This window comes from Oceanobacillus sp. J11TS1, assembly GCF_018333215.1.
GTDB lineage: Bacteria > Bacillota > Bacilli > Bacillales > Amphibacillaceae > Oceanobacillus.
Genome location: NZ_BORO01000015.1, coordinates 61,935 through 84,819, shown reverse-complemented (window position 1 = coordinate 84,819; position 22,885 = coordinate 61,935). Strand labels below are relative to the sequence as shown.

The window sequence follows — 22,885 nt, the reverse complement described above, 5'->3', positions numbered from 1 at the left end:
TAAACTGTAATTGAGTCATTATTAATTCCTCCTACTTTGTTTATCGTCGTTGAAAACATTGTATCATAAGGAATTAATATGGCTCTTTTTTTATTTCCCCTTTTTACACAATTATATGGACTTAATCGGGTTCGACTTGGGATGGAGCGCTTTTTCTCTTTTTCGAGCGCGTTCGGATTGAGGTGGAGGGCTGTTCGAGCGGGTTCAGCTTAACATTAAAAAACGCCATCTTCCAATAATCTTATCAGTACAAATAAGAGAATGAAAAATGACGTTGAGCCGTTTATCTAATTAAGGTGTAAACCATCCCAAAAATAATACAGCGTTGGTAGGCATGAACCTGTAATGCCCCCGGCAGGATTCGAACCTGCGACACACGGTTTAGGAAACCGATGCTCTATCCCCTGAGCTACGAGGGCTCTTTTTTCTCCTTAAAATCTTGATACTATCCTTAAGGAAAAAATAAACGAACAATCGTATTATACTAAATCTTAGCCGTTTTGCAAAGTAAGGTGTTTGCATTTATTTTCCTGTTCTCTGCAATCGCGTGCGATAAGGAATAGATAAAAAGTGAAGAATCATTAGGAAACAGCCAATAAGAATAATCCCCACTGAGGATAGCTTCAATAGAATGACTAATCCTAACAAAACAGGGACTGCTAATAAAGGGAGCCAGTTTCCTTTTTTATTGGCATGGTAATAATTCTCTTCCCCGCAATGTGGACAAATCATTTTAATCTTAAACACTTGCTTAAAGGTCTGGCCGTAGCTCCATCGTTTCCCACAATAGCTGCATTCTGGTGTATGCATCCGATTTCCCCCTTCTTTAAGAAATTAATTATTTCTGTCCATTTGTAATTTCTATAGATCGCTCTCTCGCACTCTCTACGCACGCCTTCACAATCTTATCAAAACCATTTCCCATTAACTGCTTTAAACCAGCTTCTGTGGTGCCTGATGGGCTTGTAATATTAATACGCAGCTGTTCAGGTTCTTCACCAGATGATCCAAGCATTTTACCTGCTCCAATCACGGTTTGTGCTAATAACTCTAACGCTGTATCTTGATCTAATCCAGCTTCAATCGCTGCTTTCTCCATTGCTTCCACCATATAGTAGAAAAATGCCGGGCCACTGCCTGCAATCGCCGTAATTGTGTGCATATCCTTTTCATCTACAATTTTAGTTGTACCTACCGTCTGAAAAAGTTCTTCTGCAAGGTGGAGCTGGCTAGGTTGCACATAGGTCCCCTTAGAAATAGCTGTTGCTGACTGTCCAATTAAAGCGGAAGTGTTCGGCATAGTTCGAATAACAGGTATTCCTTCACCAAGCGTTTTTTCCATCTGTTCAATCGATAACCCTGCAATGACGGAAATAACTACGTGTTGGGGCTTTATATAATCTTTAAGCCAGTTTAAATAATCACTCGCATCCTTAGGTTTCATAGCAAGAATAAGAATATCTGCATCATGGATCATTTCTTCCTTATTTCGGCCACATGTGACACCATATTTTTCGGCAATCAAGTTTAATCGTGTGTTATCGCTGCGGTTTGTAACAAGTACCTGATCGTTTGACACAACGTCGGCTCTGGTAATTCCAGCAATAATTGCCTCTGCTAAATTTCCCGCACCAAAAAACGCAATTGTTTTATCCATGTACTTTCCTCCTCGTATTATATATTCATTCATTTGTTCATCTATTTTCCAAACGAAATAAACAATAAAAAAAACTGATTACACATCCTCTGTAAAGGACGGAATCAGTATTATTCCGCGGTACCACCTTTGTTGATAAAAGTTATCCACTTTCATTGATAATGCAGCTTCCTGCAGTTAGCATACACTAACATACTCCCGGATAGGTTCATAAAGGCATCTACAGAAATCTTACAGCCATTGGATTTCCTCTCTGTGGTAAACACACATAAATTACTGGTCCGTTCAACGTATTTATTTATTGAATTGTACTATAAGGCCTTGTCATACTTTTGTCAAGCAGTATCAATTCAGCAAAATTCATACGTCTTTTCATCTGCCAAAAAAATTGATCTTTGCTATAATTATTGTACATGAATGAAAGCCAGAAAGGAATTTTATCAATGGATGATTCAAAACAAATAAATCAATTAAAAGCCGTACGAAAAGAACTTACGCGCTTTATGCTTCGTTACAAATTTGGATTGGATGAAATGAATACAAAGCTTCATATCCTTCAGGAAGAATTTGAACATATTCACGACTATAATCCAATTGAACATTTAAAATCACGTATTAAATCACCGGAAAGTATTTTAAGGAAGTGTCAGCGCAAAAATGTTCCAATTACGCAGGATTCTATTGGTAAACATATTAAAGATATTGCGGGCATTCGAATTGTTTGTTCCTTTATATCTGATATTTATAAGATCAGTGAGATAATCCAAGGGCAACAAGATATAAAAGTGATTGAAATCAAAGATTATATTAAGAATCCAAAACCAAATGGATATAAAAGCCTCCACTTGATTTTGTCGATTCCTGTCTTTTTCTCCGATTGTGAAGAAGAAGTCTTTATTGAAATTCAAATTCGTACCGTTGCCATGGATTTCTGGGCGAGCTTGGAGCATAAAATTTATTATAAATATGATGGCAAAGTGCCGGCTCATCTTGTTGAAGAACTAACAACCAGCGCAAATATTGCGAATCAATTAGACGAGAAGATGGAGTTTCTTCATCAGGAAATGAAAGAGGCAAAAGAAGATAAAAATGCAGATAATCAGCTCGATTTTCTGCCGCTGGATAATAAACGCTTCCCGCTGCCAAAACAGTTACTGGAATCATTGATGGAGAAAAGAGATAAAAAATAAATTTAATTATATATATATTAGAAAACCCGCAGCTCGAAAGCTACGGGTTTTTATCTCCAATTTTTTACGTTTGTTTTAAATGGAGGAGGTAGAGGGATTCGAACCCCCGCGCGGTTTGACCCGCCTCTCGGTTTTCAAGACCGACCCCTTCAGCCAGACTTGGGTATACCTCCATAAATATTAAAAACTTCCATTCGCTTATCCCTCGGCGAACAAAATATACTATATCATTCGTAAATATTATTTGTCAACATTTTTCAGCAAAAAAAGAGAGAACCTCAAAATAAGAGATTCTCTATGCTAGAAGTTACTTTCCAATAACCTCTACGCCGCCCATATACGGGCGCAATACTTCTGGAACAACAACACTTCCATCTTCCTGCTGATAATTTTCTAAAATAGCTGCAACTGTACGTCCTAATGCAAGACCAGAACCATTTAATGTATGAACAAATTCTGGTTTTCCATTTGCTTCACGGCGGAAACGAATACCTGCACGGCGCGCTTGGAAATCTTCAAAGTTAGAGCAAGAGGAAATTTCACGATACGTATGCTGACTTGGTATCCATACTTCAATATCGTATTTTTTCGCGGCTGTAAAGCCTAAATCACCTGTGCACATGCTCATAACACGATAAGGCAGTTCTAACAACTGTAATACCTTCTCCGCTTCACCAGTCAACTTTTCTAATGTTTCATAAGAGTCTTCCGGTTTCACAAAATTCACAAGCTCTACTTTATTAAACTGATGCTGGCGAATTAAACCACGTGTATCTCTTCCAGCAGACCCCGCTTCAGAACGGAAACTAGCGCTAAATGCGACATATTTTTTCGGTAAATCATCCACTGTTAAAATTTCTTCACGATGATAATTCGTTACAGGAACCTCAGCTGTTGGAACCAGAAAATAATCCCATTCCTCTAGCTTAAATGCATCCTCTTCAAATTTTGGGAGCTGTCCTGTTCCTGTCATACTTGTACGGTTTACAATGTATGGAGGAAGCATTTCCTGATAACCATGTTGATCCGCATGCAGATCCATCATGAAATTCAATAAGGCACGTTCAAGTCTTGCTCCTAGTCCTTTATAGAAAACGAAGCGGCTTCCAGTTACCTTTGCAGCTCGTTCAAAGTCTAAAATATCTAAATTTGTTGCAACATCCCAATGTGGCTGTGCTTCAAAGGAAAACTCCGGCAATGTTCCCCATTTGCGAGCTTCGACATTATCGTCCTCGTCTTCTCCCACTGGCACACTCTCATGAGGCAGATTGGGAATAGAAAGCATAATCTGTTCTAAGTTTTCTTCAATTTCCTTTAATTCTTTATCCAGCTTAGAAATTTCTTCTCCAACTTCACGCATTGCTGCAATAGCAGATTCCGCATCTTTCTTCTCGCGTTTCAACACAGAAATTTCCTTTGTTACTTCATTTCGCTTTGCCTTCAACTGCTCTGTCTCTGCAATTAATTCACGTCTTCTGATATCCAGTTCACCGAATTTGTCTAAATCCCCTAAATCCTCTCCGCGATGTGCTAATTTGTTCTTTACCTCATCAAAGTTATTTCGTACATATTTCATATCTAACATAAAATTACCTCCTAAATAATTTTTTTCATTTAACAAATTTCTTAAAGACATTAAAAAACTCCCGTCCCTTATAAAAAGGGACGAGAGTATACTTCCCGCGTTGCCACCCTAATTGAAGAATCAACTTGGATTCTTCCGGCTTCTTATACGAATAACGTCGTATCCCCGTGCTTACTTCATGAGTTACTACTCACTTCTATAAGCATGCTCCAGGATGGATTCACTGTATTCTAACGCTAATTTTCACCTGTCATTAGCTCTCTAGAGATAGAAAAGACAGCTACTATTTCCTATCAACACATTATAATTTCCTTGAATTATTGTATATCATAAGCTATTTCATACCATGTTGCAAGTTTTCTACAAAGATTAGCTAAAAAGCCCTTTAACCCAATCAAATGCACCTTGGAACATATTCACAAAGAAGTTGCCAATAGATTGTAAAGTAAGCATGAACCAATTGGATTTTTCAACAGAATCAGCAGCTACTAATTCATATTCACCTTTGCTGCCGTCTTCTGTAATATAGCCATAATCTTCTTCTTCCCCATCGTAGACAACTTTTGCAGTACCAATTACTTCACCAGCTTTTATTGGCGCTTCTAGTTCGCCATTACTATTCAGCATATCTTCATTAATCGTATATTCTAAATGATATAATTCTTCTTCCCCTGATTTCACAGGAACTTGGATGCCTTCGCTAATACCAATGTTTACTTCCTTATCTTTTCCTTTTGCTACAGGAAGTGTTTCCTCGCCCTTTTCTTGATATCCAGCAGGGAATAATTCTTGCGTTTCATATTTATCAAAACCATAATCTAATAATTTTGCAGTCTCTTCAAAACGCTCTGTATCACTTGTTGTTTTCATAACAACAGAGATTAAACGTCGGCCATCGCGTTCCGCTGTTCCAGTGAAACAGTATCCTGCAAGGTCAGTAAATCCAGTTTTTAATCCATCAACGCCCTCATAATGATATTGCTTTAAATATTCAGCATCGTGATCAAGCATATAATTCCAGTTATCGATTTCTTGGCCATCAAATTCCGTTGTCGGTATGCTGGAAATGTCTAAAGCTTCCGGGTAATCATTCACGAGTGCAGTACCTAGAATGGCTGCAGAACGAGCAGATAGCAAGTTCGTATCATTTGGACCAGTTCCTTCTGGATAATTATCTCCTAGGCTCTCATTATCTAGTCCCGTAGAGTTTACAAATTTAAATTCTGGAAGACCTAATTCTTCTCCCTTTTTATTCATCATTTTTACAAAGTTTCCTTCAGATCCTGCAATTAACTCTGCTAGAGCAATTGTTGTAGCATTATCTGAATTAATCGCCATTGCTTCATATAATTCTTTCACTGTGTATTCCTGTTGTTGCTTTAAGCCAACACCAGAGAATGATGTATCTGCAGATATGCTATATGCATAATCACTTATTTCTGTTGTTGTATCCCAAGAAATATCTCCATTTTCGACTGCTTCCCAAACAAGATATTCTGTCATCATTTTCGTCATGCTAGCAGGAGGCAATGCAACATCTGGATTTTTTGCATATAAAACTTTTCCAGTATCTGCATCCACTAAAATGGCTGATTCCGCCACTAAATCTACTTCATCCGCATAAACAGATGTGATTGGTGTTGCTAAAGATGTTAAAACAAGTGCTACTGTAGCCACCAAAAGAAACAATTTTTTCATAGTCTTTCTCACATTACTGTACCTCCGTTTAATAATATAGCTTTGTACATAATTTCTATGTATTCTGCTGAGCATGTCTCACATTTTACCATAAAAATTTATAAAAAAATAGATGGAGCAACATCCTCCATCTATTTTTTTTACGACCGTATGACACAAATTTGTCATCATATATTATTGGTGAATTCGTTCCTTATATCATTAGGAAAAATTTATTCTTGGGCTAAAAATAATCGTCTAGCTCAGCGCCAATAACGAGGAGACTTCAGGCTCTCTGCACTTTCCTTTATTACTGTGCAAAATAATTCGGTGCTTCTTTTGTAATTTGCACATCATGTGGGTGACTTTCTTTTAAACCTGCCCCTGTAATTCGGATGAATTGGGAATCTTGTCTTAGGCTTTCTAATGTTTTCGTTCCGCAATACCCCATACCAGCACGTAGTCCGCCTGCTAGTTGGTGGAAAGTTTCTGTAAGAGGACCTTTATATGCGATGCGTCCTTCAATACCTTCTGGCACAAGTTTTTTATTATCGGATTCACTTTGGAAATAGCGATCTTTGGATCCTGCTTGCATTGCTCCGACTGATCCCATTCCGCGGTACACTTTATATTGACGTCCTTGGAAAATTTCTGTTTCTCCAGGGCTTTCTGCAGTACCTGCAAAAATACTTCCCAGCATAACCGCATGTGCACCTGCTGCTAATGCTTTCACAATATCGCCAGAGTATTTAATACCGCCATCAGCAATGACAGGAACACCGTATTCTTTTGCTGCTAAAGCACAGTCATAAACAGCCGTGATTTGTGGTACACCGACACCTGCAACCACGCGTGTTGTACAGATTGATCCAGGACCAATACCTACTTTTACAACAGATGCTCCCGCTTCAATCAAAGCTCTTGTTCCTTCTGCTGTTGCAACATTTCCGGCAATGATTGTTAAATCAGGATATGACTCTCGGATATGCGTTAATTGGTTAAGAACGCCTTTAGAATGACCATGTGCCGTATCAATGACGATCGCATCAACGCCAACGTCAACTAATTTTTCAATTCGTTTCATTGCATCGCCTGTAACGCCTACTGCAGCTGCTACGATTAACCGTCCCTGTGAATCTTTTGCTGCGTTTGGAAATTCAATAACCTTTTCAATGTCTTTAATTGTAATTAATCCTTTTAGAATTCCGTTATTATCAACGAGAGGCAATTTTTCAATTTTATGCTTTTGCAGAAGCTTCTCTGCTTCGTCCAGTGTCGTTCCAACTGGCGCTGTTACTAATTCTTCTGTTGTCATCACTTCTGAAATTAAAATGGAATAATCCTCAACAAAACGTAAATCACGATTGGTTAAAATACCGACGAGCTTTTGTTCCTCTGTATTATTTACAATTGGAACACCAGAAATACGATATTTTCCCATTAGGTGTTCAGCATCATATACTTGATGCTCAGGGGTTAAGAAAAATGGGTTCGTGATAACACCACTTTCTGATCGCTTCACACGGTCTACTTCTTCTGCTTGCTGTTCAATAGACATATTTTTATGGATAACTCCAAAACCGCCTTGACGTGCCATTGCAATCGCCATTTCCGCTTCCGTAACGGTATCCATTCCAGCACTGATAAACGGTGATTTAAGGTTTAGGTTTGATGATAAATCAACACTTAAATCCACCTGATTCGGTAAAACCTCCGATTCTGCAGGAACAAGTAATACATCATCAAACGTTAAACCTTCTTTTGCAAATTTGTCTTCTCTCATTGCTAGCTCATCCTCCAATCATTGAATTCACAACATATTTTCACTTCATTTCATGGATACTATACAGTTTTTCCTCGTATATCTCTAAATGATAAAGACATACTAATCTTTAGAAACTGCTTTTTTAATATTTTCCAGTGAAAGCAGTAGCAAATATCTATTTTTACTTACATTACTCTATCTTTTGCACTTTTTCAAGCCACCTACATAGAAGAATAAATAGAGGATACATTCAAAATATTTTAATAGTTATGGAGCTGGAGGATTGATGCATTATGAAGACGTATTTCAATTTTTAACTGTGCAAGAAAATGCCCAAAACTACTTACGAGAAAGATACCATTTCCTAAGTGATGCGACTGCCAAAAGTTATCAAAATAGCACTGCCTTTGTACATTATCTTGGGCATGGAAAAAGTTTTATGGAATCAAGTAAAAAAAGCAGCTTGGTGGTTCAGCCAGTTCTATCTTTTTATGGAATGGTGCACCTCTTAAAAGGGTGGCTGCTAACGAAACGTCCTGATTATCCTGAAACGACAGCAGTACTCGCTCATGGTATGACTACACGAAAAAGAAAACGAAAAGATTATCGATTTTTAGAGGATGAAGTCAAAATTCAGCAGCAAGGATTATTTCCATATGTCAGCCGCTACTTATTTTCTTTCAGCCCTTTTCCATTAGATCGTGTTTCTATGCGTTTGCTGTTAAGTACCATTCCTGAGCTGAGCAATATATGGAAGCTCTATAAAGAAGAATCCATGACTGTTGTCGGAAAAAAACACCATAGACAGCTTATCTTTCCAGCGACTATTTTAGATGCATTTCATTTAAAAGAAGAAACTTTTGTAGAGCGTATTCGTCCTTACTTGCCTTCGATCAACGATATGCAACAAAAAAAGGGGGAACTGCATCTTTATCTTGCAAAACCAATCCATAACTGGAACGGACCTTTTCGTTATCATTTGGATAATGAGTTTATTTATTTCCCATCTAACCGGGCAAACTACTTCCCTTATTCTGAAGTTTTAGCGCATTATATTCTCTTGTTTAATTTGAGTATGATTTGCAGGTATGAAACAGAATGGTGGGGAGAACTCATCCAAATGAAAGCAGATAGGGAATATCCGTTTATTCAACAATTTTTAAAAGTAACGCAGCAAAAAACACCAACGCTTATCAGCGAGCATTTATTACGAAACTTTGATTAAGGTTCTTTTTCTGGAGCGGCTGTTATAAACTTTTATAAAAAAATCAACCAACCAGCCATATATTGCATAGCCAGTTGGTTGATTCATTTCTATCATCTGAACGAGGAACAAGAGCCTCGATGATTATCTATTACTCCTCATCGCCACTATCGTCGTTTGTATCCTCCGACGCTTCTGTTTCTTCTGTTGCTTCCACTTCTTCTGTAGCATCTGCTTCTTCTATTTCTTCGTCTTCTTTCTCAATTCGAGCCACCGTTGCAACCTCTTCATCATCCTGCAGACGAATCAGGTGTACCCCTTTTGTATTTCTACCCGTTTGAGAAATATCGGATACTTGAATGCGAATCAGCACACCTGCAATGGTAATGAGCATTAAATCTTCATCACCTTGAATTACTTTCACATCTGCTACATGCCCTGTTTTTTCGTCAAGTTTACAAGTGAATACGCCTTTACCGCCACGGTTAATACGGCGATATTCGCTCTCTGGTGTCTGCTTTCCAAATCCTTTACTTGTTACATGAAGAATTTTAGACCCTTCTTCAAGAATTTCCATGGAGACAACCTCATCATCCCCACGCAGGGAAATTCCTTTTACTCCTGCTGCTGTTCTTCCCATTGGGCGCATTTGTTCTTCTTCAAAACGAATCAAATAACCTTTTTTCGTAGCAATCATAACTTCTTTTTCGCCATCGGTTAGACGAACGGAAATTAATTCATCCTCTTCTCGAAGATTTACAGCAATCAGCCCGCCTTTACGGATGTTTTTGAATTTTTCAAGGGACGTACGTTTTGCGATTCCATGCTTCGTAGTAAAGAATAAGAAATGATTCTCGTCAAACTCGGATACGGAGATGACAGCATTAACCCATTCTCCTTTTTCTACTTGAAGCAAATTAATAATCGGAATTCCTTTGGCGGTACGGCTAAACTCCGGAATTTCGTATCCCTTTGTTTTATACACTTTCCCTTTATTGGTGAAGAATAGAACTGTATCATGTGTAGAAGTAGACACAAGATGTTCTACAAAGTCATCATCATTCGTCCCCATCCCTTGAATACCTCGGCCTCCACGACGCTGTGTACGGTAAGTGGAAGCAGGCAATCGTTTGATATAACCTTGGTGGGTTAGCGTGATAACGATATTCTCTACCGGAATAAGGTCTTCATCTTCAAAGAAACCAGCCCCGCCAGCTACAATTTCTGTGCGGCGTTCATCGCTAAATTTCTCTTTGATTTCCGTAAGTTCCTCACGAATGATTTCTAATACTTTCTCTTCATCCGCTAAGATAGCTTTTAACTCAGCAATTAATGCTTGAAGTTCTTTGTATTCATCTTCAATCTTTTCACGTTCTAAGCCTGTTAAGCGCTGCAGGCGCATATCAAGAATAGCTTGTGCCTGCTTCTCAGATAATTCAAAGCGTTCGATTAATCCTTCTCTTGCAATATCTGCTGTTTTGGAATTACGAATTAAAGAAATAACCTCATCTAAGTGATCCAGTGCGATACGCAGACCTTCTAAAATATGTGCACGTGCTTCTGCTTTATTTAATTCAAACGCTGTACGGCGCTTGATAATTACTTTTTGGTGCTCTAAATAATATTCTAAGCATTGTTTAATCGTTAATACCTTTGGTCGTCCATCTACAAGCGCAAGCATATTAATACCAAATGTGGTTTGCAGAGACGTATGCTTATATAAATTATTCAAAACGACATTCGCATTCGCATCTCTTCTAAGCTCCATCACAACCCGCATTCCATTACGGTCTGATTCGTCACGAAGATCTGTAATACCATCAATTTTCTTATCACGGACCAGTTCAGCTATTTTTTCAATAAGCTTGGCTTTGTTCACTTGATAAGGAAGCTCTGTCACAATAATTGTTTCTTTGTCATTTTTTCCTTGCTCTATATTAATTTTTGCTCGAATGGTAATGGATCCTTTTCCAGTTTCATAGGCTTTACGGATACCGCTTCTGCCTAAGATTTGTCCTGCAGTAGGAAAATCAGGACCAGGAAGATAGTTTTCCATAATTTCATCAACAGTTAAATCGGGATTTTTACTGATTGCCAGTACCGCATCAATTGTCTCTCCCAAATGATGTGGCGGAATATTGGTTGCCATACCAACCGCAATCCCTGATGTTCCATTAACAAGTAAATTAGGGAAACGGGCCGGAAATACAACAGGCTCGCGTTCAGCCCCATCATAGTTATCCTGATAATCAATTGTATCTTTATTAATATCACGAAGGAGCTCCATGGAAATCTTAGACATACGTGCTTCTGTATAACGCATGGCTGCAGCGGAATCACCGTCAACAGAACCAAAGTTGCCGTGCCCGTCCACAAGCATATAACGATAACTAAAATCCTGCGCCATTCTTACCATAGTCTCATAAACAGCCGAGTCACCATGCGGATGGTACTTACCAATAACTTCTCCAACGATACGTGCTGATTTCTTAAATGCTTTGTCAGAGTGCATTCCCAAGTCATTCATAGCGTAAAGAATACGGCGATGCACAGGCTTCATGCCATCTCGGACATCCGGTAATGCCCGGGATACAATAACACTCATTGCATAATCTAAGAAAGATGTACGCATCTCTTTACTAATATTTATTTCTTGGACACTCGGACGATTTTGCTCTGCCATAGTCTAATAACCTCCCAATCACTATTACAATAGCGATTTCCTCAAATCTTTCTAGCTATTATGTCCTCTTCACAAAGGGATAGAAAGGCTTCTACCCGCTTTTACATTTATATAAAGAGGATAATGTCACCATTAAATATCCAGATTCTGTACGTATTGGGCATTCTCTTCAATAAAGTTGCGTCGCGGCTCTACTTTATCACCCATTAACATATCAAAAACTTGGTCAGCATCGATTGCATCACTAAGTTCAACCTGCAATAGGGTACGTGAGTCTGGATTCATTGTCGTATCCCAAAGCTGATCTGCATTCATTTCGCCCAACCCTTTATAACGTTGAATACCTGGTTTTGGCGCTTTTGGAAGCTCAGCCAGTAGTGCATCCAGCTCTTTATCGGAATAAACATAATGAACAGCCTTCCCTTGTTTAATTTGATAAAGTGGTGGCTGTGCAATATAAATATAGCCATGCTCAATTAACGGACGCATATATCTGTAGAAAAAGGTCAATAATAACGTTCTGATATGCGCTCCATCTACGTCGGCATCTGTCATAATAACAACTTTGTGATAGCGTGCCTTTGTGATATCAAATTCATCGCCAATACCTGTTCCTAATGCGGTAATCATGGCACGTACTTCATTATTCGATAAAATTCGGTCCAAGCGTGCTTTTTCGACATTTAGAATTTTCCCGCGCAACGGCAAGATGGCCTGGTAATGACGATCCCTTCCTGATTTTGCAGAACCGCCGGCAGAGTCACCCTCTACAATATATAATTCACTCAAAGAGGCGTCTTTGGAAGAACAATCTGCAAGTTTTCCTGGCAAACTGGTTACATCCAATGCACTTTTACGACGTGTTAGCTCTCTTGCTTTTTTCGCTGCCAAACGTGCTCTCGATGCCATTAATCCTTTTTCAACAATAATTTTTGCTATTGTCGGGTTTTCGTAAAGGAATTTAGAGAAGGATTCAGTAAACACACCATCTGTAATGGCACGTACTTCACTATTGCCTAATTTTGTTTTCGTCTGTCCTTCAAATTGCGGATCTGGATGCTTCACAGAAACAATGGCTGTCATTCCTTCTCGAACATCTTCTCCAGACAAGTTTGATTCATTATCTTTCAGCAAATTATTCTTTTTCGCATAATCGTTAACAGCACGTGTCAGTCCTGAGCGAAAACCAACTTCATGTGTACCGCCCTCATACGTATGAATATTATTAGCGAATGAATATAAATTTGATGCAAAACCATCGTTATACTGAATGGCAAGTTCAACTGAAATTCCTTGATCCTCACCCTCTGCAAAAAATGGCTCGTGCAATACTTCTTTGTTTTTATTAATAAATTCCACATAAGAGCTAATTCCACCCTCATAGTGGTAGGTTACCGGCTCTTTTCCAGTACGCTTATCTTCAATGGAGATACGTAATCCTTTGTTTAAGAATGCAAGCTCTCTCAGACGTTGCTCCAGTGTTTCATAGTTATATTCAGTCGTTTCTGTGAAAATTTCCGCGTCTGGTACAAAATGAGTTACTGTTCCTGTAATATCTGTCTCACCGATAACGGTAATTTCACCATCAGGAACACCCTTTTGAAAAGAAAGATAGTAAACTTTTCCGTCACGATGAACAGATACCTCTAATTTACTAGAAAGAGCATTTACAACAGATGCACCCACACCGTGAAGTCCACCAGAAACCTTGTAACCTCCGCCGCCGAATTTACCGCCAGCGTGAAGTACTGTCATAATAACCTCTAGAGCTGGTCGTCCTGTTTTCTTTTGAATATCAACAGGAATTCCCCGGCCATTATCTTGTACCGTAATGCTGTTATCTTCCTCAATAATGACTTCGATATGGTCACAATAACCTGCTAATGCTTCATCGATACTGTTATCGACAATTTCCCACACAAGGTGGTGTAATCCTTTTTCGCTGGTAGAACCAATATACATTCCTGGTCTTTTACGAACCGCTTCAAGACCCTCTAATACCTGTATCTGATCAGCATCATAGGCTTGGTTTTCTGTAACTTTGTCTTCCATCGACATCTTCTCACACTCATTTCTATATGAATTACAATTCATCAATCTATATTTAAAAAAGATATGCTGCAGTTAAGATGCAGAAATCTCTTGTTTTAGAGGTTGTTTAAAAAGTCCGGTAAATGCATTTGTTTACATCCGGCTTACTCTTCATAATAATCTTCTAAATTACTGATTGTTGTCAGCATACCGGATCTTTTTCTTAAAGTAGCTACAGATAATGAACTAAAATATATATGATTTTCTGTAACCATAATGGATTTGGCCTTCTTCTCCGGACCGGACACCTTGTTTTCTTGTTTCCATTCTTGTACCATCTGATACATTCCCGATGTACTTGTGTATAGATCGTAATCAATGATCGCAACGACTTCCTTCGAACGAATAACATTGTCATTACCAATGTGAATGAACACGATCAATCGCTCCCTTTCTTCATTCAATCAGACGCATTTAACTCTTGGTTTTCATGATGTATAGGTTACGATTCTTCTGTGTTTGTCTTCGTTGCCACGCCTTGATGAATATAAAATAACTCTGCATTTTTCAACGTTTCATGGTGAATCCCGTCGACATTTGTTGTCGAAACGAATGTCTGCACTTTTCCTTGGATTGTATTCAATAAATGGGACTGGCGATAATCATCTAGTTCACTTAATACATCATCAAGTAAAAGGATTGGATATTCTCCCACTTCTTGATAGATCAGTTCTATCTCTGCTAATTTAATGGACAATGCGGTTGTTCTTTGCTGTCCTTGTGATCCGTAAGTTTGTACATCCTTGCCATTCACAAAAAAAACAAGATCATCGCGGTGCGGGCCAATTAACGTTGTGCCACGTTCAATTTCTTTTTTTCGAACATCCTTAAAGGAATCTTGATAGATAGTAGTTATTTTCTCCTTATCTGCCTCTTCTGATACCTTTATTGTCGCATTATATTGGATATCTAAGTTTTCTAGATTGCGACTTATTCCTTCATGAATAGGTCCTGCCCATTTTCGGAGCAAATCTAGGTAAACAAACCGTCTCTCCAACAAAAAAGAAGCATGCTCAACCAGTTGGTCTGTCAATACATCCAACATAGTTTCATCAGCACCGCTCATACGTTGCAATTGTTTTAATAAATGGTTTCTTTGCTTCAGTATTTTTTGATATTGAGATAAATGATATATATAGGTTGGCTGGATTTGGCCTAACTCCATATCCATAAAACGACGGCGAATCTGCGGAGCTCCTTTAACAATGGTTAAATCCTCTGGTGCAAACATCACTACATTGACGGCACCAATATAATCACTCAACCGATGCTGTTCTAAATGATTTACTTTTGCTTTTTTACCTTTGGATGAAATGGAGATTTGCAGGGGAATAGATTGATTTCTTTTTGTAATCCTTCCCTCTATTGTAGCATAATCTGAATCCCAGCGTATGAGCTCTTTTTCCCGCATTGTCCGATGAGAACGGGTAAAAGAGAGCACGTAGATAGCTTCCATCAAGTTTGTCTTTCCTTGTGCATTTTCCCCAATGATGACGTTAATTTTATCATCAAAGGTAATATCTAAGGTTTCATAATTGCGGTAATTGGTTAATTTTAACTGTTCAATATGCATTTTTATTCCTCTTTGAGAATGATAAAAGATCCTATCTCATCTATCTCAAGGATGTCTTCTGGATATAGCTTTCTGCCGCGGCGGTGTTCACGTTCCCCATTAACCACAGCACCTACATCTTGAAGATATGCTTTAACCATTCCACCAGAATCCAAAAAATTGATTAGCTTAATACATTGCCCAAGTGTAATATATTCCGTATTTATTTTTATTTGTTCATGCATGCATATCACCAAATACTTTCTGTTTTTTTATCTATCCAAATTCTTTTTCGATCAAGATAAATACCTGTATTCATTCTCTTATTATCTATTTTACTAAAAATTGATTAAAAAAGGAAGAATAGGCCTCAAATAATTACAAAAAGATATGTATAAGCGTTTTTAAGATATTTTAAATGGGGTTCTTCTCGATTTGGCCTTTTCTTCTTAGAGCCTGTTTTCTGTTGTTTTTTAAAAGTCCTTAAAAAGCAGATATAATCGGTAAGTTTTTTCAGGAGCGTAAGGAGGTGATATCAGTGTTAAAGGATTACTAGCTAATTGCGCGCGCAGAAGAACAGCCCTTTATGATTCTTTCCATTTCACAGATAATGAAAGAGGCTGAGACAAAAGTGTTTTTTATCTAACAGATTCCAACAAAATTCGCGCAAATACCCGCTTGGGAAATATACTTTGTTTTCTCACAGGAGTCTACGCATATTTCCTACGTTATTAGCATGTTGTTTGGCTTCTAGACGATACACTTTCTTTTTGTCCCAACCTCTTTAGATTGATATATAACTTTTACTTATCACTCAGATTACCTGGATATTTTTACGCAGAACGCATAAAAACATCGGTTAGTATGTTCTAACCGGTAAAATCAATTGAAGAATAGAATCATTTTCTACAGGGCGTATAATAAATGGACGCATGGCACCAGTAAATTCAATCACTACTTCATCGTATTCAATAGCTTTCAGTGCATCAATCATATATTTAGAGCTGAAAGATATTTTTAAATCCTCCCCGTCAATTTGATCAGCGGACACTTCTTCAACAACATTTCCGATTTCCGGAGAATTACTTGAAATTTCAATAACTGCATTATCCGTACTTGTAAACTTAACAACATTATTTCTTTCTTCTTTTGCCAATAGAGAAGCACGTTCAATTGATCTCAACAGTGGTGTTGTCTTAATTTGAATGGTTGTTTTACTGTGATCCGGAATTAATCTGGAAGTTTCCGGGTAATTGCCATCTAATAATCGTGACAAGAAATTCAGATGTTTTGTACGGAAGAGAATTTGATTATTCGTTACGCTGATTTCTACCGTATCTTCGGAATCATTAAGAATTTTATATAATTCACTTAAACTTTTTCCAGGTACAACAACTTGTTCAATGGAAATAGCCGTATTCGCTATCGGAACTTCTCTTTTTGCCAGGCGATGGCTGTCTGTTGCAGTAAATACAAGTTTTTGATCTTTTAACTGAATATTTACCCCTGTTAATATTGGTCTTGTTTCCATAGTAGATACAGCAAATCCAGTCTGCTTAATCATGCTTTTTAATAAATCGATTGGCATTTCAAAGCTATTTTCTGTCTGTAATTTTGGAAGAAGCGGATATTCATCAGCGCTTTGTCCGTTTAAATTAAATTCTGATTTTCCAGAAGTAATTTTTACGTTAAATTGATCGTCAACGACAATATCTACTTGAGATTCAGGTAGCTTTCGAACAATTTCAGGAAAGTATTTAGCTTGCAGCACAATATTCCCTTCCTCAATATTTTCAATATAAACTTTATCCTCATCTTCTGTTGGAATATAAGATTCAATTGAAATATCAGAGTCACTACCTGTTAAGGTTACTCCATGTTTTTTCACTTCAATTTTCATACCGGTTAATATGGGGATAACTGTTCTAGCAGAGATTGCTTTCATAACATCTTGTACACTTGCTATTAATTTATCCCTTTGTATTGTAAAACGCATGTATATATCCTCCTTGTTTCTAGAGAAAAGCTGTGCAATTCTTTTATTGAAAATCGTAATTCATTTTTCAGCTGTAATTTTTATATTTTTCCTAGCAAATAAGGTTCTATTCTTTATTAATTATAATATAAAAAAACAGTAATAATAGTAATAAGGGCTGTGGGTACTGTGGATAACTATCATCAGCTTCAAAACAACAGAGTTTTCCACATGTGTATAACCTGTTTGTATGTTGTTTCATCTGTTCACATTCGTACACAACCGCTAATTACAAGGAAGTTCAAAAAGTATCATAAAAATGACCCATTAAATTTATAAAGACTTCAGCTTTTCTTTTAATTCCTCAATATCTCGATCTAATTCTGTATCTGTTTCAAGCAGTTTTGAGATTTTCTCATGTGCGTGAATAACGGTTGTATGATCTCTGCCGCCAAATTCTTGTCCAATTTTAGGAAGCGATGCATCTGTAAGCTCTCTGGATAGATACATTGCAATTTGTCTTGGAAATGCAATCGATTTGGTACGTTTTTTAGCAGGAAAATCCTCTAGCCGAATATGATATCGATCTGCAACAACTTCTTGAATAGCAGGGATGGTAATTTCTTTCGGTTTATTGCTGGGGATAATATCCTTCAACGCATTCGCTGCTAAAGAAGCGTCAATATCCTGATTTACTAGAGAAGAATAGGCAACAACACGGATTAACGCACCTTCTAACTCTCTAATATTGGTATTAATTTGATTAGCGATATATAGCATGACCTCATTTGGAATATCTAATCCTTCTGCTTTTGCTTTTTTATTTAAAATAGCAATCCTTGTTTCTAAATCTGGAGGTGTAATATCGGTAATTAATCCCCATTCAAAGCGTGAACGCAAACGGTCCTCTAATGTAGGGATTTCCTTTGGAGGCCGGTCACTAGAAATAATAATTTGTTTACTTTCTTCATGCAGTGCATTAAAAGTGTGGAAGAATTCTTCCTGTGTCGATTCTTTTCCAGCAATAAATTGAATATCATCTATAAGAAGGACATCAATATTGCGATATTTATTACGAAAATGATTGGATTTATTGTCCATAATGGCATTGATAAACTCATTCGTAAATTTTTCAGAAGTCAGGTAGACCACTTTAGCATCTTTATTATGCTCTCTTACATAATGACCAATGGCGTGCATTAAATGTGTTTTACCTAATCCGACACCGCCGTAGATAAATAAAGGGTTGTATGCTTTGGCTGGAGCCTCAGCAACAGCTAATGATGCTGCGTGGGCAAAGCGATTTCCGGCTCCAATAACAAAAGTATCAAAGGTATATTTATCATTAAGCATAGATTTGGGAGAATCTGTTGCTTTGGCATCAATATTTGGTTTTGGCATCGGCTTTTGATCTATTGATCCTTCTGCGGAATCAGGAATTATAAATTTTGCATTCAGCTTAGAGCCAGTCACTTCTTCTAAAGTCTGTGTAATTAAGTCTGTATACTGTGTTTCCAGCCAATCCTTTGTAAATTCATTGGGAGCAGAGATAACCAATGTATTTTTTTCTAATTGAAGGGCCTTTGTACTTTTCAACCAAGTGTCAAAGCTCGGTTTACTTAATTTTTCTTGAATGGTGTTTAACGTAGCACCCCATAATTCTTCAATATTTTCCAAAGTGCTTTCACTCCTTTCGATATAAGTTAGGAAATATATTATCAAGACAGCAGACTATTATCGGGAAGTCATCTCATCATAATAGATAATAAATGCTCGTACTAAAAAATAATAAACGAGCGAAAATGGAATCGTTAAAGAATCCAAGCGCACTATCATTGTAAGAAACGAAACATAGAAAGGATTTGAATCCCCTGCTGTACATACTTTTTAATCGTCTAATTAGAGCCATTTTAGAAGAAAAAAGCCTCTCTCAATCTATCTCATTCGTTAGATGGAAAGGCTAAAGTATAAGAAAACGCAAAAAAAAGGCTGTGGATAATAATTTATCATGTTTATCGAATCGATGAATCAATCGGGAAGTAGGAAAAATCCCTATTTCCGGAGAGACATTTCTAAGAAAATTATACATATATAAACGCTATCCACAACGCTGTTGAAAACTTTATCAAAAATCCGTGGAAAGTATATCCACAACTTATCCACATTGTGTGAATAAGTTTTTTAGGCAGAAATGATTTCCACAAACTAAAACATAAATATAATACCAAATAAAAGCGAATAAATCAATGACTTTTAAATAGTTATCCACATATTCTATCTGTTGTGTGTTTTGATTATAAACAGTGCTATATTTTGTGATTAAATTGTTTATTTTGTGTGTGGATAGAAAAATAACAAGGAAAATAATTCGCTAAGGACTGTGGATAACAAATAAAAATTTCTAAAACAGAAATTAAACTTCAACTGTACTAGTTTCTGTACTACTCTCAGGGGTATAACTTTGAGAGAATTAAACGGTGATGTATCTCAAGAAAGCTTGTTGTATGGTACAAAGGCAAAAAAAATTATTTGGATTTTTAACTCCATTTAATCCTGACTGGGAGTGAAATTTGATTTTTTATAGAAAACGTGTGAGTGTGGAGAAGCTTGAAGATATAAACGAATTATTCAACCACGCACAATAGGTAAAAATGTGTGAAGGAAAAGGCAACTTGATTTTTATCAAATAGCAGGTTGACAAAATGATTGTTTTTTTCGTATAATATCAAGGACTGTCTAATGGATAAGTTATAAGCTAATTTAGTTTAAATATGAAACTTGGATTTTCCAAGGAGGTGCACACTCATGAAAAGAACGTTTCAACCAAATAACCGCAAACGTAAAAAAGTTCACGGCTTTCGCGCGCGTATGAGCACAAAAAATGGTCGTCATGTATTGGCTCGTCGTCGTCGTAAAGGGCGTAAAGTTTTATCTGCATAAGCCACTGACAACTATCAGTGGTTTTTTTTCTGTACTTTAGGGTGAGGGCGTTCAAAAAGACCTATTTATAAAGCGTATGGGCCCCTTTGGGCGTCTACCATGAATATAAGTGTACATATTTTGTGTAGCAGATAGACAAGCTCCTGGGCAGTGAATAATGAATAGAAAATGATGTTTGTGTTTAAACATAAAGGTGATGACGGTGAAAAAACAATTTCGTATAAAAAAAAATGAAGAATTCCAAGCAACTTTTAAGCATGGAAAATCTTTTGCAAATAGGCAACTGGTTATTTATTATAGAAAGAAAGAAGACCAAAATCATTTTAGGGTTGGTCTATCAGTTGGTAAAAAAATTGGAAATGCCGTTGTCAGGAATCGAATTAAAAGACTGTTGCGAGCGTCTTTTCAAGAGTTAGAGCAGGATATTAAACCTTACTATGATATCGTAATCATTGCTAGGATTCCAACCAGAACAATGAGTTACGAGATGATGAAAAAAAGTCTCTCGCATTTATTATACAAAGAAAAATTATTTAAGCATTCGAAGTAAGTATAAGTTTAAGATAGAAATCACAATGTAAATAAGCTAAAATGACAAGTAGTAACGATGGGAATCTTAAGGAGGAAGAGTTTTGCGCAAAAAATACGGGATATTAATCACTTTTCTCGTGTTAGCGGTTTTATTAGCGGGCTGTACCCAGATTGATGAACCGATCACACCGGATAGTGAAGGAATATGGAACACAATCTTTGTTTATCCATTATCTTGGTTTATAACAACGATTGCAGAATTTTTAAGTGAAAACTATGGACTGGCTATCATTGTAGTCACAGTATTTATCCGCTTATTGTTAGTGCCATTGAATGTAAAACAAATTAAAAGCACAAAGGCAATGCAAGAAGTTCAGCCGCAGTTGCAGGAACTTCAGCAAAAATATGCTTCTAAAGATGCAAATACACAGCAAAAGCTGCAGCAAGAAACCATGCAATTATTCCAAAAGCATGGCGTTAATCCATTAGCAGGGTGTTTACCTATTTTGATACAGATGCCAATATTTATTGCGATGTATCATGCAATCAGACGTACGACAGAAATAGCTACACATGATTTTCTTTGGTTCCAGCTTGGGACACCGGATTATATTTTACCGATTCTAACAGCATTATTTACTTTCTTGCAGCAGAAATTAATGATGTCAACAAACTCAGCTGCTAACAGCAATCCACAAATGCGATTACAATTGCAGATTATGCTTTATGTGATGCCGATAATGATTGGTGTTATGGCATTCTTCTTCCCAGCAGCGTTAGCATTGTACTGGGTAACTGGTAATATCTTTATGGTATTCCAAACACTTCTTATTAATAAGCCAATGATGTCGAAAAAATAAAGTGAAACTTCCTTCAGTGGGTGTTTTCTTTCATCCCCCACTGAAGGTTAGTACCACAAGGGCATGACCTAAAGGCCCTTGAACGAATCGGGCCGTTACTGGCTGTTAGTTCTCCCACTTAGAAATATAATTTTTTACTCATTTCTTGAAGTGGGAGTCTTACAAAAGCCCTTCGATGGGACGAGTAATCGCAATGGTTTTCGGTGGGACGAGTAATCGCAGTCCCAGTCCCAGCCAGTTACACTGCGATAAAAAGAAATTTAATTATGGGGGAAGGACTTCCCCCATTTGTAATAAGAAATAGAGTAATACGATCTTATTTTTGAAAACGTTTATGCTGAGTTAAAATGGAGGGGAAGCTATTGAGAGAAGTAACTGCGAGTGGTCAAACAGTTGAAGAAGCGATTCAATCCGCCTTAGAACAATTAGGGGTGGAGAAGAACCAAGTAGATGTTGAGGTCATCGATGAAGGTAAAAAAGGAGTATTCGGTATCTTTGGATCCAAGCGAGCATTTGTAAAAGTGACCGTAGCTAAGGATCCAATTGAAGAAACAGCTCAATTTATCAAAGAAGTTACTAGCAACATGAATCTCTCCGTAAAATTAGATATAGAAGTAAAGGGGAACCATGTAACTTATACCATGCAGCATGAAAATATAGCAAAGCTCATTGGAAAACGTGGACAGACTCTAAATGCTTTACAATATCTAACTCATTTAGCTATAAATAAACAAAATGATACGTATTATACAGTTACACTTGATGCAGAAGGCTATCGAGAAAGAAGAAAGGAAACATTGGAATCACTTGCGTTAAAAATGGCGGATAAAGCACAGAAGACAAAGAAAAAAGTTGTATTAGAGCCCATGCCGGCATTTGAACGTAAGATCATTCATAGTGTTTTACAAGATACACAGGTTTCTACTTATTCAGATGGTGTGGAACCGAATCGTCATATTGTTATTAAACCATAAAACCAAAGCCTGGAGGGAAATACAGTTCTCGGGCTTTGGTTTTTCTTTTATATTCTTTAGTAATTTATACAATTTAACGGTTTATAAAGACTTTTACGAAATCAAAGGGTAAAGGTCTTTTTTGTCTTCTCATAATGAATGAACAAACTAGATTTTTCCTAAACTGTAACCAGCGGAAGAAATGCTGTCTTTTCACTTATC

At 37.2% G+C, this 22,885-nt stretch carries 18 protein-coding genes, 2 tRNA genes and 2 other annotated features; of the genes, 6 read left to right on the top strand and 14 right to left on the bottom strand.

All coding sequences use genetic code 11. The annotated features are described in order from the left end of the window. Positions 1 to 346: 346 nt before the first annotated feature. The 3 genes from KI343_RS12830 to proC all read right to left on the bottom strand — a co-directional run bounded on the left by KI343_RS12830 (position 347) and on the right by proC (position 1,657). Positions 347 to 419 (bottom strand) — tRNA-Arg (locus KI343_RS12830). Between the two features lie 103 nt (positions 420 to 522). Further along, on the bottom strand, positions 523 to 810 hold the full coding sequence (locus tag KI343_RS12825) for a TIGR04104 family putative zinc finger protein (protein WP_212926818.1): 288 nt from the start codon (positions 808 to 810) through the stop codon (positions 523 to 525). 28 nt (positions 811 to 838) lie between these two features. Continuing rightward, positions 839 to 1,657 (bottom strand): pyrroline-5-carboxylate reductase, encoded by an 819-nt coding sequence (gene proC / locus KI343_RS12820; protein ID WP_212926817.1) that lies wholly within the window; start codon positions 1,655 to 1,657, stop codon positions 839 to 841. A gap of 91 nt (positions 1,658 to 1,748) precedes the next feature. Further along, positions 1,749 to 1,955 (bottom strand) — a binding site (T-box leader). Between the two features lie 145 nt (positions 1,956 to 2,100). On the opposite strand from proC, the gene KI343_RS12815 reads away from it, so the two are divergent. Then, positions 2,101 to 2,847: a GTP pyrophosphokinase gene (locus tag KI343_RS12815; RefSeq protein ID WP_212926816.1), complete on the top strand. Its 747-nt coding sequence runs from the start codon at positions 2,101 to 2,103 to the stop codon at positions 2,845 to 2,847. A gap of 80 nt (positions 2,848 to 2,927) precedes the next feature. Here the strand turns inward: KI343_RS12815 and KI343_RS12810 are convergent. From KI343_RS12810 to guaB, 4 genes are all read right to left on the bottom strand, one after another. Further along, positions 2,928 to 3,020, bottom strand: a tRNA-Ser gene (locus tag KI343_RS12810). Between the two features lie 134 nt (positions 3,021 to 3,154). Further along, the gene (serS, locus tag KI343_RS12805; protein ID WP_212926815.1) at positions 3,155 to 4,432 is read right to left on the bottom strand and encodes a serine--tRNA ligase; all 1,278 of its coding nucleotides are present in this window, start codon (positions 4,430 to 4,432) and stop codon (positions 3,155 to 3,157) included. A gap of 73 nt (positions 4,433 to 4,505) precedes the next feature. Next, positions 4,506 to 4,738, bottom strand: a binding site (T-box leader). Positions 4,739 to 4,801: 63 nt separating this feature from the next. After that, a complete protein-coding gene (locus KI343_RS12800; protein WP_244856904.1) occupies positions 4,802 to 6,142 on the bottom strand; it encodes a D-alanyl-D-alanine carboxypeptidase family protein in 1,341 nt (446 codons plus the stop codon). A 277-nt stretch (positions 6,143 to 6,419) separates the two neighbouring features. Further along, positions 6,420 to 7,892: an IMP dehydrogenase gene (guaB, locus tag KI343_RS12795; RefSeq protein WP_212926814.1), complete on the bottom strand. Its 1,473-nt coding sequence runs from the start codon at positions 7,890 to 7,892 to the stop codon at positions 6,420 to 6,422. Between the two features lie 268 nt (positions 7,893 to 8,160). Here guaB and KI343_RS12790 point away from each other — a divergent pair, with 268 nt between their 5' ends. Continuing rightward, positions 8,161 to 9,099, top strand: a complete 939-nt coding sequence (locus KI343_RS12790; RefSeq protein WP_212926822.1) for a YaaC family protein — start codon at positions 8,161 to 8,163, stop codon at positions 9,097 to 9,099. A gap of 130 nt (positions 9,100 to 9,229) precedes the next feature. On the opposite strand, the gene gyrA is transcribed toward KI343_RS12790, so the two are convergent. From gyrA to dnaA, 7 genes are all read right to left on the bottom strand, one after another. After that, positions 9,230 to 11,761, bottom strand: coding sequence for a DNA gyrase subunit A (gene gyrA / locus KI343_RS12785; RefSeq protein ID WP_212926813.1), 2,532 nt, complete (start codon positions 11,759 to 11,761; stop codon positions 9,230 to 9,232). 132 nt (positions 11,762 to 11,893) lie between these two features. Then, positions 11,894 to 13,819, bottom strand: coding sequence for a DNA topoisomerase (ATP-hydrolyzing) subunit B (gene gyrB / locus KI343_RS12780; protein ID WP_212926812.1), 1,926 nt, complete (start codon positions 13,817 to 13,819; stop codon positions 11,894 to 11,896). 137 nt (positions 13,820 to 13,956) lie between these two features. Next, positions 13,957 to 14,229 (bottom strand): extracellular matrix regulator RemB, encoded by a 273-nt coding sequence (gene remB / locus KI343_RS12775; RefSeq protein ID WP_212926811.1) that lies wholly within the window; start codon positions 14,227 to 14,229, stop codon positions 13,957 to 13,959. A 65-nt stretch (positions 14,230 to 14,294) separates the two neighbouring features. Then, the gene (recF, locus tag KI343_RS12770) at positions 14,295 to 15,425 is read right to left on the bottom strand and encodes a DNA replication/repair protein RecF (RefSeq protein ID WP_212926810.1); all 1,131 of its coding nucleotides are present in this window, start codon (positions 15,423 to 15,425) and stop codon (positions 14,295 to 14,297) included. A gap of 2 nt (positions 15,426 to 15,427) precedes the next feature. Beyond that, positions 15,428 to 15,649 (bottom strand): S4 domain-containing protein YaaA, encoded by a 222-nt coding sequence (gene yaaA, locus KI343_RS12765; RefSeq protein ID WP_212926809.1) that lies wholly within the window; start codon positions 15,647 to 15,649, stop codon positions 15,428 to 15,430. 614 nt (positions 15,650 to 16,263) lie between these two features. Next, positions 16,264 to 17,400 (bottom strand): DNA polymerase III subunit beta, encoded by a 1,137-nt coding sequence (gene dnaN / locus KI343_RS12760; protein ID WP_212926808.1) that lies wholly within the window; start codon positions 17,398 to 17,400, stop codon positions 16,264 to 16,266. A 312-nt stretch (positions 17,401 to 17,712) separates the two neighbouring features. Further along, positions 17,713 to 19,056 carry a chromosomal replication initiator protein DnaA gene (gene dnaA / locus KI343_RS12755; protein ID WP_212926807.1) on the bottom strand — a complete coding sequence of 448 codons (1,344 nt, stop codon included), beginning with the start codon at positions 19,054 to 19,056 and terminating at the stop codon, positions 17,713 to 17,715. Positions 19,057 to 20,184: 1,128 nt separating this feature from the next. Here dnaA and rpmH point away from each other — a divergent pair. The 4 genes from rpmH (at position 20,185) to jag (ending at position 22,684) form a co-directional block, all read left to right on the top strand. Beyond that, positions 20,185 to 20,319 (top strand): 50S ribosomal protein L34, encoded by a 135-nt coding sequence (gene rpmH, locus KI343_RS12750; RefSeq protein ID WP_080871878.1) that lies wholly within the window; start codon positions 20,185 to 20,187, stop codon positions 20,317 to 20,319. A 202-nt stretch (positions 20,320 to 20,521) separates the two neighbouring features. Continuing rightward, positions 20,522 to 20,869, top strand: a complete 348-nt coding sequence (gene rnpA / locus KI343_RS12745; RefSeq protein WP_212926806.1) for a ribonuclease P protein component — start codon at positions 20,522 to 20,524, stop codon at positions 20,867 to 20,869. Between the two features lie 82 nt (positions 20,870 to 20,951). Further along, positions 20,952 to 21,710, top strand: coding sequence for a membrane protein insertase YidC (yidC, locus tag KI343_RS12740; RefSeq protein WP_212926805.1), 759 nt, complete (start codon positions 20,952 to 20,954; stop codon positions 21,708 to 21,710). A gap of 362 nt (positions 21,711 to 22,072) precedes the next feature. Next, positions 22,073 to 22,684, top strand: coding sequence for an RNA-binding cell elongation regulator Jag/EloR (gene jag, locus KI343_RS12735; protein ID WP_212926804.1), 612 nt, complete (start codon positions 22,073 to 22,075; stop codon positions 22,682 to 22,684). Positions 22,685 to 22,885: the final 201 nt, after the last annotated feature.

Excerpts from the sequence above, each read along its gene's own strand:
- KI343_RS12825 (WP_212926818.1), bottom strand. The coding sequence starts at position 810 with ATGCATACACCAGAATGCAGCTATTGTGGGAAACGATGGAGCTACGGC.
- proC (WP_212926817.1), bottom strand. The coding sequence starts at position 1,657 with ATGGATAAAACAATTGCGTTTTTTGGTGCGGGAAATTTAGCAGAGGCA.
- KI343_RS12815 (WP_212926816.1), top strand. The coding sequence starts at position 2,101 with ATGGATGATTCAAAACAAATAAATCAATTAAAAGCCGTACGAAAAGAA.
- serS (WP_212926815.1), bottom strand. The coding sequence starts at position 4,432 with ATGTTAGATATGAAATATGTACGAAATAACTTTGATGAGGTAAAGAAC.
- guaB (WP_212926814.1), bottom strand. The coding sequence starts at position 7,892 with ATGAGAGAAGACAAATTTGCAAAAGAAGGTTTAACGTTTGATGATGTA.
- KI343_RS12790 (WP_212926822.1), top strand. The coding sequence starts at position 8,161 with ATGCATTATGAAGACGTATTTCAATTTTTAACTGTGCAAGAAAATGCC.
- gyrA (WP_212926813.1), bottom strand. The coding sequence starts at position 11,761 with ATGGCAGAGCAAAATCGTCCGAGTGTCCAAGAAATAAATATTAGTAAA.
- gyrB (WP_212926812.1), bottom strand. The coding sequence starts at position 13,819 with ATGTCGATGGAAGACAAAGTTACAGAAAACCAAGCCTATGATGCTGAT.
- recF (WP_212926810.1), bottom strand. The coding sequence starts at position 15,425 with ATGCATATTGAACAGTTAAAATTAACCAATTACCGCAATTATGAAACC.
- yaaA (WP_212926809.1), bottom strand. The coding sequence starts at position 15,649 with ATGCATGAACAAATAAAAATAAATACGGAATATATTACACTTGGGCAA.
- dnaN (WP_212926808.1), bottom strand. The coding sequence starts at position 17,400 with ATGCGTTTTACAATACAAAGGGATAAATTAATAGCAAGTGTACAAGAT.
- rpmH (WP_080871878.1), top strand. The coding sequence starts at position 20,185 with ATGAAAAGAACGTTTCAACCAAATAACCGCAAACGTAAAAAAGTTCAC.